13 protein-coding genes are annotated in these 13,798 nt (G+C 60.6%); 5 read left to right on the plus strand and 8 right to left on the minus strand.

The window, feature by feature from the left end:
- Nucleotides 1-253: 253 nt before the first annotated feature.
- Both ACTG4J_RS11040 and ACTG4J_RS11045 read left to right on the plus strand, forming a co-directional pair.
- Complete coding sequence (locus tag ACTG4J_RS11040; protein WP_439139499.1) at nt 254-1,162, plus strand: class I SAM-dependent methyltransferase; 909 nt, start codon at nt 254-256, stop codon at nt 1,160-1,162.
- A gap of 237 nt (nt 1,163-1,399) precedes the next feature.
- Nucleotides 1,400-2,005 (plus strand): fused DSP-PTPase phosphatase/NAD kinase-like protein, encoded by a 606-nt coding sequence (locus tag ACTG4J_RS11045; protein ID WP_439139501.1) that lies wholly within the window; start codon nt 1,400-1,402, stop codon nt 2,003-2,005.
- Between the two features lie 133 nt (nt 2,006-2,138).
- Here the strand turns inward: ACTG4J_RS11045 and ACTG4J_RS11050 are convergent, their stop codons facing one another.
- Nucleotides 2,139-3,428 carry an O-antigen ligase family protein gene (locus ACTG4J_RS11050; RefSeq protein WP_439139503.1) on the minus strand — a complete coding sequence of 430 codons (1,290 nt, stop codon included), beginning with the start codon at nt 3,426-3,428 and terminating at the stop codon, nt 2,139-2,141.
- 338 nt (nt 3,429-3,766) lie between these two features.
- On the opposite strand from ACTG4J_RS11050, the gene ACTG4J_RS11055 reads away from it, so the two are divergent.
- Nucleotides 3,767-4,201: a PaaI family thioesterase gene (locus ACTG4J_RS11055; protein ID WP_439139505.1), complete on the plus strand. Its 435-nt coding sequence runs from the start codon at nt 3,767-3,769 to the stop codon at nt 4,199-4,201.
- Nucleotides 4,202-4,220: 19 nt separating this feature from the next.
- Here the strand turns inward: ACTG4J_RS11055 and ACTG4J_RS11060 are convergent, their stop codons facing one another.
- The 4 genes from ACTG4J_RS11060 to ACTG4J_RS11075 all read right to left on the minus strand — a co-directional run bounded on the left by ACTG4J_RS11060 (nt 4,221) and on the right by ACTG4J_RS11075 (nt 8,910).
- Nucleotides 4,221-5,405, minus strand: coding sequence for a phenylacetate--CoA ligase family protein (locus ACTG4J_RS11060; RefSeq protein ID WP_439139507.1), 1,185 nt, complete (start codon nt 5,403-5,405; stop codon nt 4,221-4,223).
- On the minus strand, nt 5,405-6,265 hold the full coding sequence (locus tag ACTG4J_RS11065; RefSeq protein ID WP_439139508.1) for an ABC transporter ATP-binding protein: 861 nt from the start codon (nt 6,263-6,265) through the stop codon (nt 5,405-5,407). Before ACTG4J_RS11065 ends, ACTG4J_RS11060 begins: the two co-directional genes overlap by 1 nt.
- A gap of 154 nt (nt 6,266-6,419) precedes the next feature.
- The gene (locus ACTG4J_RS11070) at nt 6,420-7,700 is read right to left on the minus strand and encodes an ABC transporter substrate-binding protein (RefSeq protein ID WP_439139510.1); all 1,281 of its coding nucleotides are present in this window, start codon (nt 7,698-7,700) and stop codon (nt 6,420-6,422) included.
- A 133-nt stretch (nt 7,701-7,833) separates the two neighbouring features.
- Complete coding sequence (locus ACTG4J_RS11075; protein ID WP_439139512.1) at nt 7,834-8,910, minus strand: branched-chain amino acid ABC transporter permease; 1,077 nt, start codon at nt 8,908-8,910, stop codon at nt 7,834-7,836.
- 108 nt (nt 8,911-9,018) lie between these two features.
- Here ACTG4J_RS11075 and ACTG4J_RS11080 point away from each other — a divergent pair, with 108 nt between their 5' ends.
- Entirely contained in the window at nt 9,019-9,285 is a 267-nt protein-coding gene (locus tag ACTG4J_RS11080) for a hypothetical protein (RefSeq protein WP_439139514.1), read from the plus strand.
- A gap of 22 nt (nt 9,286-9,307) precedes the next feature.
- Here ACTG4J_RS11080 and ACTG4J_RS11085 read toward each other — a convergent pair whose 3' ends face one another.
- The 3 genes from ACTG4J_RS11085 to ACTG4J_RS11095 form a co-directional block, all read right to left on the minus strand.
- Nucleotides 9,308-10,294, minus strand: a complete 987-nt coding sequence (locus tag ACTG4J_RS11085; RefSeq protein WP_439139515.1) for a branched-chain amino acid ABC transporter permease — start codon at nt 10,292-10,294, stop codon at nt 9,308-9,310.
- Nucleotides 10,295-10,363: 69 nt separating this feature from the next.
- Nucleotides 10,364-11,185: an ABC transporter ATP-binding protein gene (locus tag ACTG4J_RS11090; protein ID WP_439139517.1), complete on the minus strand. Its 822-nt coding sequence runs from the start codon at nt 11,183-11,185 to the stop codon at nt 10,364-10,366.
- 39 nt (nt 11,186-11,224) lie between these two features.
- Nucleotides 11,225-13,201, minus strand: coding sequence for an AMP-binding protein (locus ACTG4J_RS11095; protein WP_439139518.1), 1,977 nt, complete (start codon nt 13,199-13,201; stop codon nt 11,225-11,227).
- A 217-nt stretch (nt 13,202-13,418) separates the two neighbouring features.
- On the opposite strand from ACTG4J_RS11095, the gene ACTG4J_RS11100 reads away from it, so the two are divergent.
- The coding region (locus ACTG4J_RS11100) for a PAS domain-containing protein (RefSeq protein WP_439139520.1) at nt 13,419-13,798 on the plus strand (380 nt) is incomplete at its 3' end.

Genomic DNA, 13,798 nt, shown 5'->3' on the forward strand with positions numbered 1-13,798 from the left:
CAGGGTGTCAGCGCTGGCGGTCGATATGGTCCTGCATCCGATTGTAGACCCTCGGGCAAACGAGCTTTAGTTCACCACTGGTTCGAGCCCTGCCAAGAAAGCCTCCATGCCACCGACAAGCTTAACCATCATCCATTGAAGACTTCTATCACGGGCGCCATTCGGCCAAACGTGTTGCCAAGCCTGAGAACAAGTGTGACATAGAAACCCTCACAGAGGGCGCCTGACGCCACGCCGGATAAAGAACCTCACGATGTTGAAAATCCCGCTTATCCCGTACCCTTTCGCAGGCGAAGCGCGACCCTGCCCGCTCTGCGGCGCAGACGAGGCGATCAGCCTGAGCCGCTGGGATCGGCGTCTCAAACCCCTGCCACAGGTCAAATGCGCGCGCTGCAGCCTTATCCGTCATGCTGCCATGCCGACCGAGGCGGAATTGACCGAATATTACCGTGCGAGTTACCGCAGCGATTACCAGAACATGCGCGACGGCCCTTCGGCCCGTCACATCGCCAAGCGCCGCATCGAAGCCGCGCGGCGGCTTGAAGCATTGGCGCGCCATCTGCCAAGTCACGCCAGCATGATCGATTTCGGATGCGGTTCCGGAGAATTCGTCGAAGCCGCCATGTCGCAGGGCTTCTCGGCGGCTGGCTTCGAACCGGGCGCCGACTACGCAACATACGCCAGCCAAACACGCGGCCTGCCCGTCGAAAACTGCGGCTGGCAAGACTACGCCCCCCCACCAAATCGTGCCGATGCCGTGACCTCGTTTCATGTTTTCGAACATTTGACGGACCCGGTTTCCGCAATGCGGCGGATCGGATCATGGCTCAAACCCGATGGCTTGGCCTATATCGAAGTGCCCAACATGGCCAAAGCCCTCTACAAGGGCTTTGGGTGCCTGCATATGGCCCATACGATCGGCTTCGGGCGCTACAGCCTCGAACTGCTCGGCGCGATGGCCGACATGGCCGTGGTCGAAGTGATCGATGGCTTTGATATTGGGATCATCTTCAAACCGGGAACTCCACGGGATATCGACGAGATCATGGCCGATGCCCGCCAAGAGCTTGAAGAATGGACCCAGCCAAAGGTGCATCGGCAATATTTTACATATACGCTCGGCAAGCTTACCGGTCATCGCCCCGCCGCGCTCAACAAGTGAACGGGCGACGCCGATCGCGTTCCAACCATGAACCCGCCCCTGCGACCTGCGCGAACATGACGCGACATTTTGGGTTGGCAAGTTCCATGGTTGCATGCCGCGGCTGCACGCGCGAAACCGATGTCGCTTGATGTTGCCTTGGAAGCGAGGGGCCGGAAAATGAGGGTTGATCCCGCCCCTTTATGATCCCACACGTCAGCCGTTCGACAATTCAACACAAGACCTCGGAGAAAGCATTTGATCGACCGCGACGTTGATAAACTACGCATGATGCGGGCGTACTGGCTTTCCGATCATGCGATTGTCAGAAAAGTCCTGCCCAACATATACCCTGTCGATGAGAACATGATCCGTGGTGGACACCCGCACCGCGACCGGCTGAAGATGCTCCAGGATGCGGGGGTGCAAGCCATTCTCAATCTGCGCGGGGATTTCGATACCGCCGCGAACAACCTCGAAAAGCAGGTATGCGCCGAGCTTGGGCTTCGACTGGATTTCGTCGCTTTACGCGCGACCGCTTTGCCCGAGCGTGACGCACTTTTGCAGACAATCGCATTGTTGCGTGACCTGCCGCGGCCATTTTTCGTACATTGCAAGTCCGGGGCGGATCGCACCGCTTTGGCCGTCGTTTTGTATCTCGTCGTGGTCAAGGGCGTGGACATCAAGACAGCGCGCCAGCGCGCCTTCAAACTTAAATATGGCCACATCCGTTGGAGCAAGGCGCGGATACTGCACAAGTTTTTGGACGCCTATGAGGCTGCAGCGCAACGAGCGCCAATCTCGCTCGAAGAATGGATTGAGTCGGAATATCATCCCGACCAGATCAAGACGACCAGCAGATGATCCGGATGTAGGACGCGTGCGCGACATCGGCTATCAATCGACCGCCGATACGGGCCGGGCCACGCCCGTTCTTGCCCGTGGCAAACATCGGCGATCGCAACACAAGAACGCAGATCACAAAGGCTGGTCGCCTTCAAAGATGTCCAACGGGTCGTTGCGTGATCAAATGCGCCACAAGCAGCGTGCCCAAAAAGTTCGCGCTGACATCTTGGTTCAGGATCAATCCTGACATGCCGATCCCAATCAGCGACAGAAAGATCATCCATGCAAAATACCGGCGATCCCGCCGATGCATCATACTTGCGTCATCATGATCGGCGAGGGCTGCACGGTTGACGACAAAGGGCGTCGCAAGAACAGCGCAGAGAAAGAAAAGGCCGATAGCTCCTCCCGCCACCGCATGGGTGATGAACGTGTTGTGCAGGTGCGAATACCGGCCCGGGAATTCAGCCGGAAAATAGGGCACCGCCGCCGAAAAACGCTGCGAGATTCCGTATCCGAAAACAGGGCTATCCCACCATGCGGCGATCCCGGCGCGATACATGACGAGCCGCTGCCATGTCGAGGAATCCATCGCCGGCTCTTCACCGAACAAAACGGCGATGCCCCTGACGAGCCGCGATAAAGCGGTCATGAGGGTATCAAGGTTGCTCGCCAAACCTACGCCCACCGCCATGATCACGACCAATGCCGCCAAGGCGAAAAGCACCGCAAAACGGCTGGGCCGAAGATACCAAAGGGCCAAGCCCAAAAGCGGAATCGCGGCAACCGTCGCACCCCTTGATTGCGACCAGAATACCACGATGAGGATCGCAAGGATGGTTGCGGCACCGGCCATGATCCGGCTGACCAAGGACCGTTCATGCCACCCCAGAAGGGATACGAAACCAAGGGTAAGAAATGCCCCAGCAAATGGCAGCGGATTACCGACAAACAGGCTGAGCCGACCATTGACGCCCGTGATATCGGTCACGCTTCGTCCAAGGATTGGCCAGCCCGGCTGCGTTTGCAAGATCAGCCATGCAAGCGCGCCACTGACCAAGACCGCAACGCTGGCCCATTCCCCCAATTTCCGATGTGAAATGGTAGCGGATTTTGGGTCAAGCGCCATCGCGATGATCGCAGCCGCAAGAACGGGCGAACTCGGGGCAATGGCCCGAAAGGTGTTTTGCAGATCCCCATGAATGACGGCATCAATCAGAACATATGAAATGAAATAAGCGATCAGGCTCATCCACACGACGCGCTTGGCACCGGTCGCGACCGTCCGATAGCCCGACACCGCAACGGGTATGGCAATCAGCATCGCGACCGACATGACCAATACCGTGACCGAGCCCAAGGCGGGGGTTGCGCAAAGCGAGAACACGATCACCGCAACAAAAAAGCCTTGGATGCGCCGGTGTAGACCTGTGGTGGACATGAGGTGACCTTGCATCATCCAAATCGTCTTCGGCCCTACGCAACCCTCGCCGACCGAGGGCTTTTTGCTTGCGCCGCGCCGGTGTCAGATTGATTTTCACCGCCGATGTCAAGTTCTCTCGGGCACTGCTCCGTCCAATCAAGAACGCATTTCGTCGTAGGGCGAAGCGCCCAGCGCCCGATCCAATGCGCGGCGATGATCCACAAAGCCTGTCCACCTGCGCGAGCCTGCGATAAAAAGGTCACAAGCCGTCGCATAGGGCCTAGGCGGCACCGCGTGACCGGTCCAAGGTCAATGCCGACGCGCGCCACAGACCAACCCAACCAGAGGGGACTGCCATGTTGACCTTCACCATTCCCCAGATGGAAAGCTACCTGTCCGAGGTCTTTCCACAAGTCGCAGGACAGTTCGCGATCGACCATATGGATGACACGCTCTTGGTGATGCGGCTCCATCATGATGAGCGGCACTTACGCCCCGGTGGCACCGTGTCAGGCCCCGCGATGTTCTCCTTGGCCGATGTGGCGGCCTATGTCGCCACCATGGCGCGTATCGGGCCCGAGGCGCTGACCGTGACCACGCATTGCAGCATCGATTTCATGCGCAAGCCCGAGGCGGGTGTCGATATCCTCGCCCATGCCCGCGTCCTCAAACTTGGCCGCACGCTATCGGTGACGGATGTGCTGCTCTATGCTGAGGGCGGCACTGAGCCGGTGGCCCATGCCAGCCTGACCTACGCCATCCCGCCGCAGCGCAAGACATCGCCGCGCTAACCGAGACCCCAAGCGCGCCTCAATCATAGCTGCGCTGATCGTCGATGACCTTGCCGTCATTGGACAGGCTGCCGGGGGCGACGATCTCGACCCGCCCCTTCAGCTTCATCACCGCCGCGATGCTCTCCGCTAGCGCGGCCGCATCGGCGCGCTCGGCCTCGACCTGCACGGTCATCACATCCATTTCGCCGTCGCGCGTGGCGATGACACGGGCGCGGCTGACCTCCGCGTGACGGCCCACGAATTCCGCCACCTGCTCGGGGCGCACGAACATGCCCTTGATCTTGGTCGTCTGATCGGCACGCCCCATCCAGCCCTTGATGCGCATATTGGTGCGGCCACAGGGGCTTTGGCCGGCCATGACCGCGCTCAGATCGCCGGTGGCGAAACGGATCAACGGGTAGTCGGGGTTCAGCGTCGTCACCACGACCTCGCCGACCTCGCCCATGGGAACCGGGTCGCCCGTACCGGGGCGCACGATTTCGACGATCACCCCCTCATCCACGATCATCCCCTCCATCGCCGCGCTCTCATAGGCGATGTTGCCCAGATCGGCGGTGGCATAACATTGCAGGCAGGCGATGCCGCGATCGGCATATTCGGCGCGCAGCGACGGGAAAAGCGCCCCACCGCCCACAGCGGCACGGGTGAATGACAGCGCAACCCCCATCTCGTCGGCCCGGTCGAGGATCACCTTGAGATAGTCGGGCGTGCCGACATAGGCGGTGCAGCCCACATCCTTCGCCGCGCGCACCTGCAACTCGGTCTGGCCCACACCGGCGGGCAGCACGGCCGCCCCCACCGCGCGCGCGCCGGACTCGAAGATCATTCCCGCAGGGGTCAAATGATAACCGAAGCAATTGTGCACGATATCGCCCGGCCCGATCCCCAGCGCATGCAAGAACCGCCCGATCCGCCACCAATCATGGCTGATCCCGCCCGGCTCATAGATCGGGCCGGGGCTTTGGAACACATGGGCCAGATTGGCGACGGGCAACCCGCCAAAGGGCGGCTTGGCCGCTTGCCGTGCGACCAGATCGGCCTTGCGCATGACCGGCAGCGCCGCCAGTTCCGAAAGATCGCTGATCGCGGGCATCTGGTGGGCGGCCAGCTGGCCGCGCAGCCGTGCAAGCTGATCGGCGCTGCGCGCGTCGGCGCTGCGTGTTTCAAGCCCGTCGAAATACGTCTGTTTATCGTCCAACATCAGCTCAACCACCGTTTCCGCCGCCGGTAACTGCGCACATCGCGAAAGCTTTTGCGGCCCTCTTCGGACATGCCGAGATAGAATTCCTTCACATCCGGGTTCTCGCGCAGATCTGCTGCCGGCCCATCCATCACGACCCGGCCCGATTCCAAGATGTAGCCGTAATGCGCAAATCGCAGGGCGACATTGGTGTTTTGCTCGGCCAACAGGAACGTCACCCCTTGCTCTTCGTTCAGCCGCTTCACGATGCTGAAAATCTGTTCCACCAGCTGCGGCGCCAATCCCATGCTCGGTTCATCAAGCAAGATCGTCTCGGGCCGGCTCATCAGCGCGCGGCCGATGGCCGTCATCTGCTGCTCACCGCCCGAGGTATAGCCAGCTTGGCTCGTGCGCCGTTCCTTCAGCCGGGGGAAGTAATCATAGACCATCTCCAGATCGGCCATGATAGCGGCCTTGCCGTCGCGCCGCGTATAGGCGCCGGTCAGCAAATTCTCTTCGACGGTCAGATGCTCGAAGCAATGCCGCCCCTCCATCACCTGTATCACGCCGCGATCGACCAATTCGGACGGGGTCAAATCCTGAATCCGCTCACCGCGATAAAGGATCGTGCCTTTCGTCACCTCGCCGCGCTCGGAATGCAAAAGGTTCGATATCGCCTTGAGCGTCGTCGTCTTGCCCGCCCCGTTGCCGCCCAAAAGCGCGGTGATCCCGCCCTTGGGCACCTTGAGGCTGACGCCTTTCAGCACCAAGATCACATGGTTATAGATCACCTCGATATTGGTGACCTCCAAAAGCGTCTCGGCCCCGGTCGCATCCGCCTTGGGCGCATCGGCACCGCTTTGCGCAGGCTGGTCCAGCATCTCCCGGCTCTCCTCGTTTCCGATACCGGCCCCGGTATCGTGCAAATTCCGTTAAGGTTGACACGCGCGACCAAACCCCGCGCCCGCGCCTTCATCTTTCCACAAATACGCAAATCCCGGCGGCGACGTCCCGCGCCGCCGCCGGGGTCTTCACTCAGCTTTCGTTGCAGCTGCGCGGCGTGATGCCCGCCTCTGCGGCATAAGCCGCCGAATCCTCGGCCACGAGGGGGTCGATGACGCTGGCGTCGGAGTCGATGAAGTCGGTCAGTGTGACCCATTCCGACCCGTTCCACTGCGTCATGATCGCCTGACCGACACCGCCGTGATCGGCACAGCTGACCGCGAATTCAGGCCCGATGCCGGGCATGCCCAGCTCGCCCATCCGCGCATTGGTCAGCTCGAGCGCTTCCATCCCGTCACGCATCATCTCAGGCGTGATATCGGCCACGCCGTGGATGCCCTGCGCGGTGCGCGCGGCCTCGGCCGCCAACATCGCGGCATACATGCCACGGGTATACAGCACCGAGCCGAGGTTGGTGCCGTCACCGGCCGCAAGGCCCGCGTCGATCACATGTTGCTGGATCTCGGCAAAGACCGGCATGTCGCCCAAACGGTTGAGGTTGAGCGCGCGGTAACCCGCCGCCGCCGCACCGGCCGAGGCGACGTCATGATCGGCGCCTGCCCACCAGTTCCCGATGAAATTCTCCAGCGGATAGCGGATATTGATCGCTTCCTGGATCGCGACCTGGTTCATCACGCCCCAGCCCCAGAACAGCACGTAATCGGGACGCTCGCGGCGGATCGTCAGCCATTGGTTGCCCTGTTCCTGACCGGGGCTGTCGACCGCCAAAAGGTTCAGCGCGAACCCATGCTTGGCCGAAAGCGATTCCAGCGTGCGGATCGGTTCGCGCCCATAGGCCGAGTTGTGGTAGAGCAGCGTGATCGACTTGCCATTCAGCGAGCCGCCGTTTTCATCCAGCAACACGTTGATCATCACCGATGCCGCGTCCCAATAGTTCGCGGGATAGTTGAAGACATGGCTGAACACCTCGCCGTTCACGGCGGATGTGCGGCCATAGCCCATCGTGTGCAGCGGGATGCCATCGGCGGTCGCGCGCGGGATCAGCTGATAGGTGATGCCGGTCGAGAGCGGCTGATAGACCAGCGCGCCATCGCCCTTGGTCGCCTCGTAGCATTCCACACCCCGCTCGGTGTTATAGGCGGTCTCGCATTCCACCACCCGCACCGGCACGCCACCGATGCCGCCATCACGCTGGTTCAGAAGCGTGAAGTAATCCTGGTAGCCATCCGAGAACGGGATGCCGCCGGCGGCAAAGGGGCCGGTCCGATAGGACAGATCCGGGAACATCAGATCGGCGAATGCCGGGCTTGCAAGCATGGCGCCCGCGGCGACCGTCGTCAGCAATTTCTTCATCGAGGTAATCCTCCCTTGGGTTTGATCCGTTCATGTTTCGCCCCGGTTCGATGCCGGGTTTCTCACTTGGCGCCCCGCGCCTCCGCGCGCGGGCCGCATGTTTTCGCGGGGCGCAATGCCCCACCCCTTCCACTCAATGCGGAAAGGGCCAAAGACGCAGTTTCTCCTTGGCCAATGACCACAGCCGGGCCAGCCCATGCGGCTCAACGATCAAGAAGAACATGATCAGCGCGCCCACGATCACGAATTGGAAATGCGTGGCCAAGGCCGTGTCCCAGCCCATCGTGTCGACCAGCAAGACCTTGAGTGCGACGGGCAACAGCACCATGAAGGCCGCCCCGGCAAAGCTGCCGAAAATCGACCCCAGCCCGCCGATGATGATCATGAACAGCACCAAGAACGACTTCTGGATGCCGTAAGCCTCACCGACCTCGACCGCGCCGAGATAGACGGTGAACAACAGCGCGCCCGAGACACCGACATAAAAAGACGACACGGCAAAGGCCGTCAGCTTGGCCTTGAGCGGGTTCACCCCGATGATCTCGGCGGCGATATCCATATCGCGGATCGCCATCCACTGCCGCCCCATCGCCCCCCGCGTCAGGTTGCGCGCGACCCATGCCAAGACAAAGACGAAGGCAAAGCAGAACAGGTATTTCACCCACGCCTCGGCATTGGGGCCGGTGACCGCATGTCCGAACAAAAACCGCTCGGGCGCGTTGATCTGGCCCGAGGCGGAGTAGTTGTAGAACCACGGCACCTTGTTGAAGAGCCAGACAAGAAAGAACTGCGCCGCCAGCGTCGCCACCGCGAGGTAGAAGCCCTTGATGCGCAAACTCGGCAAGCCGAACATCACGCCCACCATGGCCGTCATCGCCCCCGACAAGATCGTGATCGTGACCATGTCCATCCACGGAAACGCGGTCATCAGCTTGTAGGAGGTATAGGCCCCGACGGCCATGAAACCGCCCGTGCCAAGGCTGACCTGCCCGCAATAGCCGGTCAGGATGTTCAGCCCGATCGCGGCGATCGCATAGATCAGAAAGGGGATCAGGATCGCACTGGCCCAGTAATCGGTGATGACGAAAGGAATGATCCCCAATCCCACGGCCAGAACGAGGTAATAGCGATACCTGTCGAAAGCGATCGGGAAGGTCTGGTTGTCATCGGCATAGGTTGTTTTGAAATCACCCGCTTCGCGATAAAACATCAGGCCGCCTCCTCTTGTGTGGTGCGTCGCGCGGATGCCCGAATTTCGCCAATATCGCTTGTTAGAAACATCGCTGAGTCAAAATCGATCAAGCGAAGGAAATCAAAAATGGCATTCGCATCGCCGCAAGACTTCGTCACACGCGCCAGCCGCGATCCGGGCCGTTTCTTGCTGCGCGCACTCAATATCATTGTGCGGGCCTGCATCGGTTCGATGCTGGGCATGTCGACCTTATTGACCTTCGTCGTCTTCGGCTTGGTGGCGTTTGCCGGAATGCCACTGGACAAGGCCGTGACCGTCACCGCCATCGGGGTCAATGCGATGGTGTTTTGCATGTTGTTTCTCGGCAGCTTGGCATCCGACACAGACGCATGAGAGGGGGCGAAACGGATCATCGTCATACCCTCTCGATGATCTTTTCGCCGAACAGGCCCTGTGGCCGGAACACGAGAAAGACCAAAGCCAGCACATAGGCGAACCAGTTCTCGGTCGCCCCACCGATCATCGGGCCGATGGCGAACTCGAACAGCGCCTCGCCCACCCCGATGATCAACCCGCCGATGATCGCACCGGGGATCGAGGTGAAGCCGCCCAGCATCAACACCGGCAACGCCTTGAGCGCGATCAGCGACAGGCTGAACTGCACCCCCGATTTCGAGCCCCACATGATCCCGGCCACCAGCGCGACGATACCGGCCAGCGACCAGACCAGCACCCAGACATAGTTGAGCTTGATGCCGACGCTGAGGGCCGCCTGATGGTCATCGGCCACCGCACGCATCGCGCGGCCCTGCTTGGTATATTGCGCAAAGGCGATCAGACCCGCGACAAGGATCGCCGCCGCGATGGCCGCCGAGATATCGAGGTTGTCGATGAAAAAGCCGTAGCCGAAGAGATCGAAGGTCGCTGTGTCGATGGCATCGTTGATCCCCTGCGGCAGCCCGACGTCGAGATTGCGGATCTCGGACCCCCACATGAGGTCGCTGACACCCTCAAGGAAATAGGCAAGCCCAATGGTCGCCATGAACAAGATGATCGGCTCTTGCCCCACGAGATGGCGAAAAACGAATTTCTGCGCCAATATGGCAAAGCCGATCATCACCAGCGCGGTCAGCAAGATCGCGGCCAGCGCCGGCACTTCCCAGCCGAAGTAGTGAATGTCGGTGCCGAAAATCTCGTTGATCAGATGACCGAAAGGCACCCGGCCTTGCTGGATGCCCACCAGCGTCATCGCCGCGAACAGCGCCATGACACCTTGGGCATAATTGAAAATGCCCGACGCCTTGAAGATCAGCACAAAGCCCAGCGCGACCAGCGCATACATCACCCCGTTGAGCAGGCCGTTGAAGGTGACCTCCATCGCGAAAATCAGTTGGTCGGGCATGCGCGGCCTCCCTCGCTTGGCGTGTGTACGCGCGGTGAACGGGTTGTGTACGCGATGTGACGGGCCGCCCTAGTCATGGGCCACCCCCAGATAGGCGTCGATCACCTCTTGGTTGGTGCGCACCTCGTCCGGGGTGCCATCACCGATCTTGCGGCCGTAATCCATCACCACGACACGGTCGGACAGGTCCATCACCACGCCCATGTCATGCTCGATCAGCACGATGGTGGTGCCGAACTCATCATTCACATCGAGGATGAAGCGGCTCATATCCTCCTTCTCCTCGACATTCATGCCCGCCATCGGCTCATCGAGCAGCAGGATCGAGGGTTCAGACACCAGCGCGCGGGCCAATTCTACCCGCTTTTTCAAGCCATAAGGCAGACGCCCAACGGGCGTCTTGCGGATATGCTGGATCTCGAGGAAGTCGATCACCTCTTCGGCGCGCTTGCGATTTGCGACCTCTTCGCGCTGCGCACGCCCCCACCAAAAGGCCTGATCGAATATGCTGGCCTTCATGTGGTTCAGGCGGCCCGTCATCACGTTGTCCAGAACCGTCATCCCCTCGAAAAGCGCGATGTTCTGAAAGGTGCGCGCGATGCCTTGGCGGGCGACCTGATAGGGCTTCATCGACGGGCGCTTGGCGCCCCGATAGATCACCTCGCCCTCCTGCGGATGGTAAAAACCGCTTATCACGTTGAGCATGCTGGATTTTCCAGCGCCGTTCGGGCCGATGATCGCGCGGATCTCACCCTCGCGGATGTCAAAGGTGATGTCCTTGATCGCCACCACGCCACCAAAACGCAGCGTGATGTTGCGCATTTCCATCACCACGCCGCCGATCTTGCGGCCGTCTGCGGTGACGTAACCATCTTGCGCCGCATCAAGCATCGACTTTACCCCCCTGCCGCGTGGCCCCCACCGCGATCGTCATTCTGCCGCCACCTTGTCCTGCGCGTGTTCGGCCGCCACGGCGGCATCGCGGATTTCCAGCGTCGCGCTGATCTTGCCCATGCGCCCATCCTCGTAGGTCACCATCGTTTCGGTGTATTGCTGGGTCTTGCCGGTGTAGAGCGCGTCGATCAGATCGGCGAATTTCTCCTCGATGATACGGCGGCGGACCTTGCGGGTGCGGGTCAACTCGCCGTCATCGGCATCGAGTTCCTTGTGCAGAACCAAGAAGCGATGCACCTGACAGCCCGAAAGCATCGGATCACCCGCCAAGCTGCGATTGACCTCTTCGACATGGGTCTGGATCATCTCAAGAACCCGCGGATGCCCGGCCAGTTCCTGGTAGGAGGCATAGGCGATGTTGTTACGTTCAGCCCAGTTGCCCACCGCCGTCAGGTCGATATTGATCAGCGCGGTGCACATCTCACGGCCATTGCCAAAGACGACCGCCTCAAGAATGTTGGGATAGAATTTCAGTTTGTTTTCAACATATTTGGGCGCAAAAAGCCGGCCATCGGCCATCTTGCCCACATCCTTGGCCCGGTCGATGATCCGCAGGTGCCCCGTGGCCTCTTCGATGAAGCCTGCATCACCCGTGGCCACCCAACCTTCGCCATCCTTGGTCGAGGCGGTGCTTTCGGCATTCTTGTAGTATTCCACGAAAACGCCCGGAGAGCGGTAATAGACCTCGCCATTCTCGGCGATGCGCAGCTCCACCCCCGGCGAGGGAACGCCAACGGTATCGGGGCGCACCTCGTGATCCGGTTGTTGGGTAATGAAGACCGATGCTTCGGTTTGGCCGTAAAGCTGTTTGAGGTTGATACCAAGCGCCCGGTAGAAATCGAAAATCTCGGGCCCGATGGCCTCGCCCGCCGTATACCCGACACGGATGCGGCTCATCCCCAGCGTGTTTTTCAGCGGCCCGATCATCAACAGATTGCCGAGCCAATAGGTCAGGCGTTCGACCACACCCACCGGCTTGCCATCCAGCAGCTTGGGGCCAACCGCTTTGGCATGATCGAGAAAACGGCCAAACAACGCGCGCTTGAACGGCCCTGCATCCTCCATCCGGATCATCACCGATGTCAGAAGCGTCTCAAACACGCGCGGCGGCGCGAAGAAATAGGTCGGCCCGATCTCGCGCAGATCGGTCATCATCGTGTCGGCCGACTCTGGGCAATTCACACAAAACCCCGTCCAATAGGCTTGGCCGATGGAAAAAATGAAATCCCCCACCCACGCCATCGGCAGATAGGCCAGCACCTCGTCATCGGCACGTAGCCGGTCGAATTCGGACGAGGCTTTCGATGTCATGATGATATTGCGGTTCGACAGGACCACGCCCTTGGGCTTGCCGGTCGTGCCCGATGTGTAAAGCATCACGCAGGTCGAGGCGAAATCCAATTCACCCTCGCGGGTGGCAAGCTCACCCTCCAGCCGCGGGCGCGCGGCACGCCCCTCGGCCTGCACATCGGCCAGCGCATGCAGCTTGCTATGATCGTATTTGCGCAAACCGCGCCCATCGAGATAGATGATATGCTCGATCTGCGGCACGCGTTCCTGCAGCTCGATGACCTTGTCGACCTGTTCTTGATCGCCGCAGATCACGAAGCGGGCAAAGCAATGCTCCAGCACATAGGCCATCTCTTCGGCGACCGCGTCTTGGTAAAGCGGCACGGGCACGGCACCCACCTTTTGGGCAGCGACCATCGACCAGTAGAGCGCAGGTCGATTGCGCCCGATCACCGCGACATGATCGCCCCGATCAACCCCAAGCGCCAAAAGACCATAGGCAATCGCATCGATTTCTTCAGCGGCTTCGGCCCATGTCCAGCTTTGCCAAATGCCAAGCTCTTTTTCCCGGTAGGCCGGTTTCGCGCCGAATTGCGCGGCATTACGCGCCAGAAGTGCGGGCACGGATTGGGGAACACCCACAGATGTGTCTTTTTGCGCCAAGATCTCTCTCCCTTCGCCGGGCTTCCTCCTTCCCGGCGTCCACGGCGCACCCTTGCAGGCAGGGTCGACTCCCCCGACGCCGTGACACCACGACGCTCACCATCAAACTTTACTCTAGTTTTTCCGAATTCTAACAAATTGTAACATGCGCCAGCCAGCGCTTGACGGGTGCCCGTCAGAAAGGCAGCGATGAGGTAGGGGGGAGCGTAAACAGCACATGGAGCACCGCAAAGGCACGGATCATCTGACACGCGCAGGGCTGAACCTGATCCAGCAGGCGCTGTCGATCTATGATGCCGATCTGCGGCTGGCGGTCTGCAACCGCCCTTTTCAAACCATGTTCGAGCTACCCGAACGCCTAGTGACCCAAGGCGCGCATTTCGAAGATACGATACGCTACCTGGCCGAGCATGGCGAATACGGCGAAATCGCCGATATCGAGGGGTTCATCTGTACCCGTGTCGAACAGGCGCGCGCCTTCGCGCCCCACTACATGGAGCGCCGCCGCGCCAATGGCCGCACGATCAGCGTCGAGGGTTGCCCCCTGCCCGAAGGGGGCTGGGTCACCGTCTACACCGACATCACCGCCATCAAGCG

It is taken from the genome of Roseicyclus sp., from assembly GCF_965662675.1.
Lineage (GTDB): Bacteria > Pseudomonadota > Alphaproteobacteria > Rhodobacterales > Rhodobacteraceae > Roseicyclus.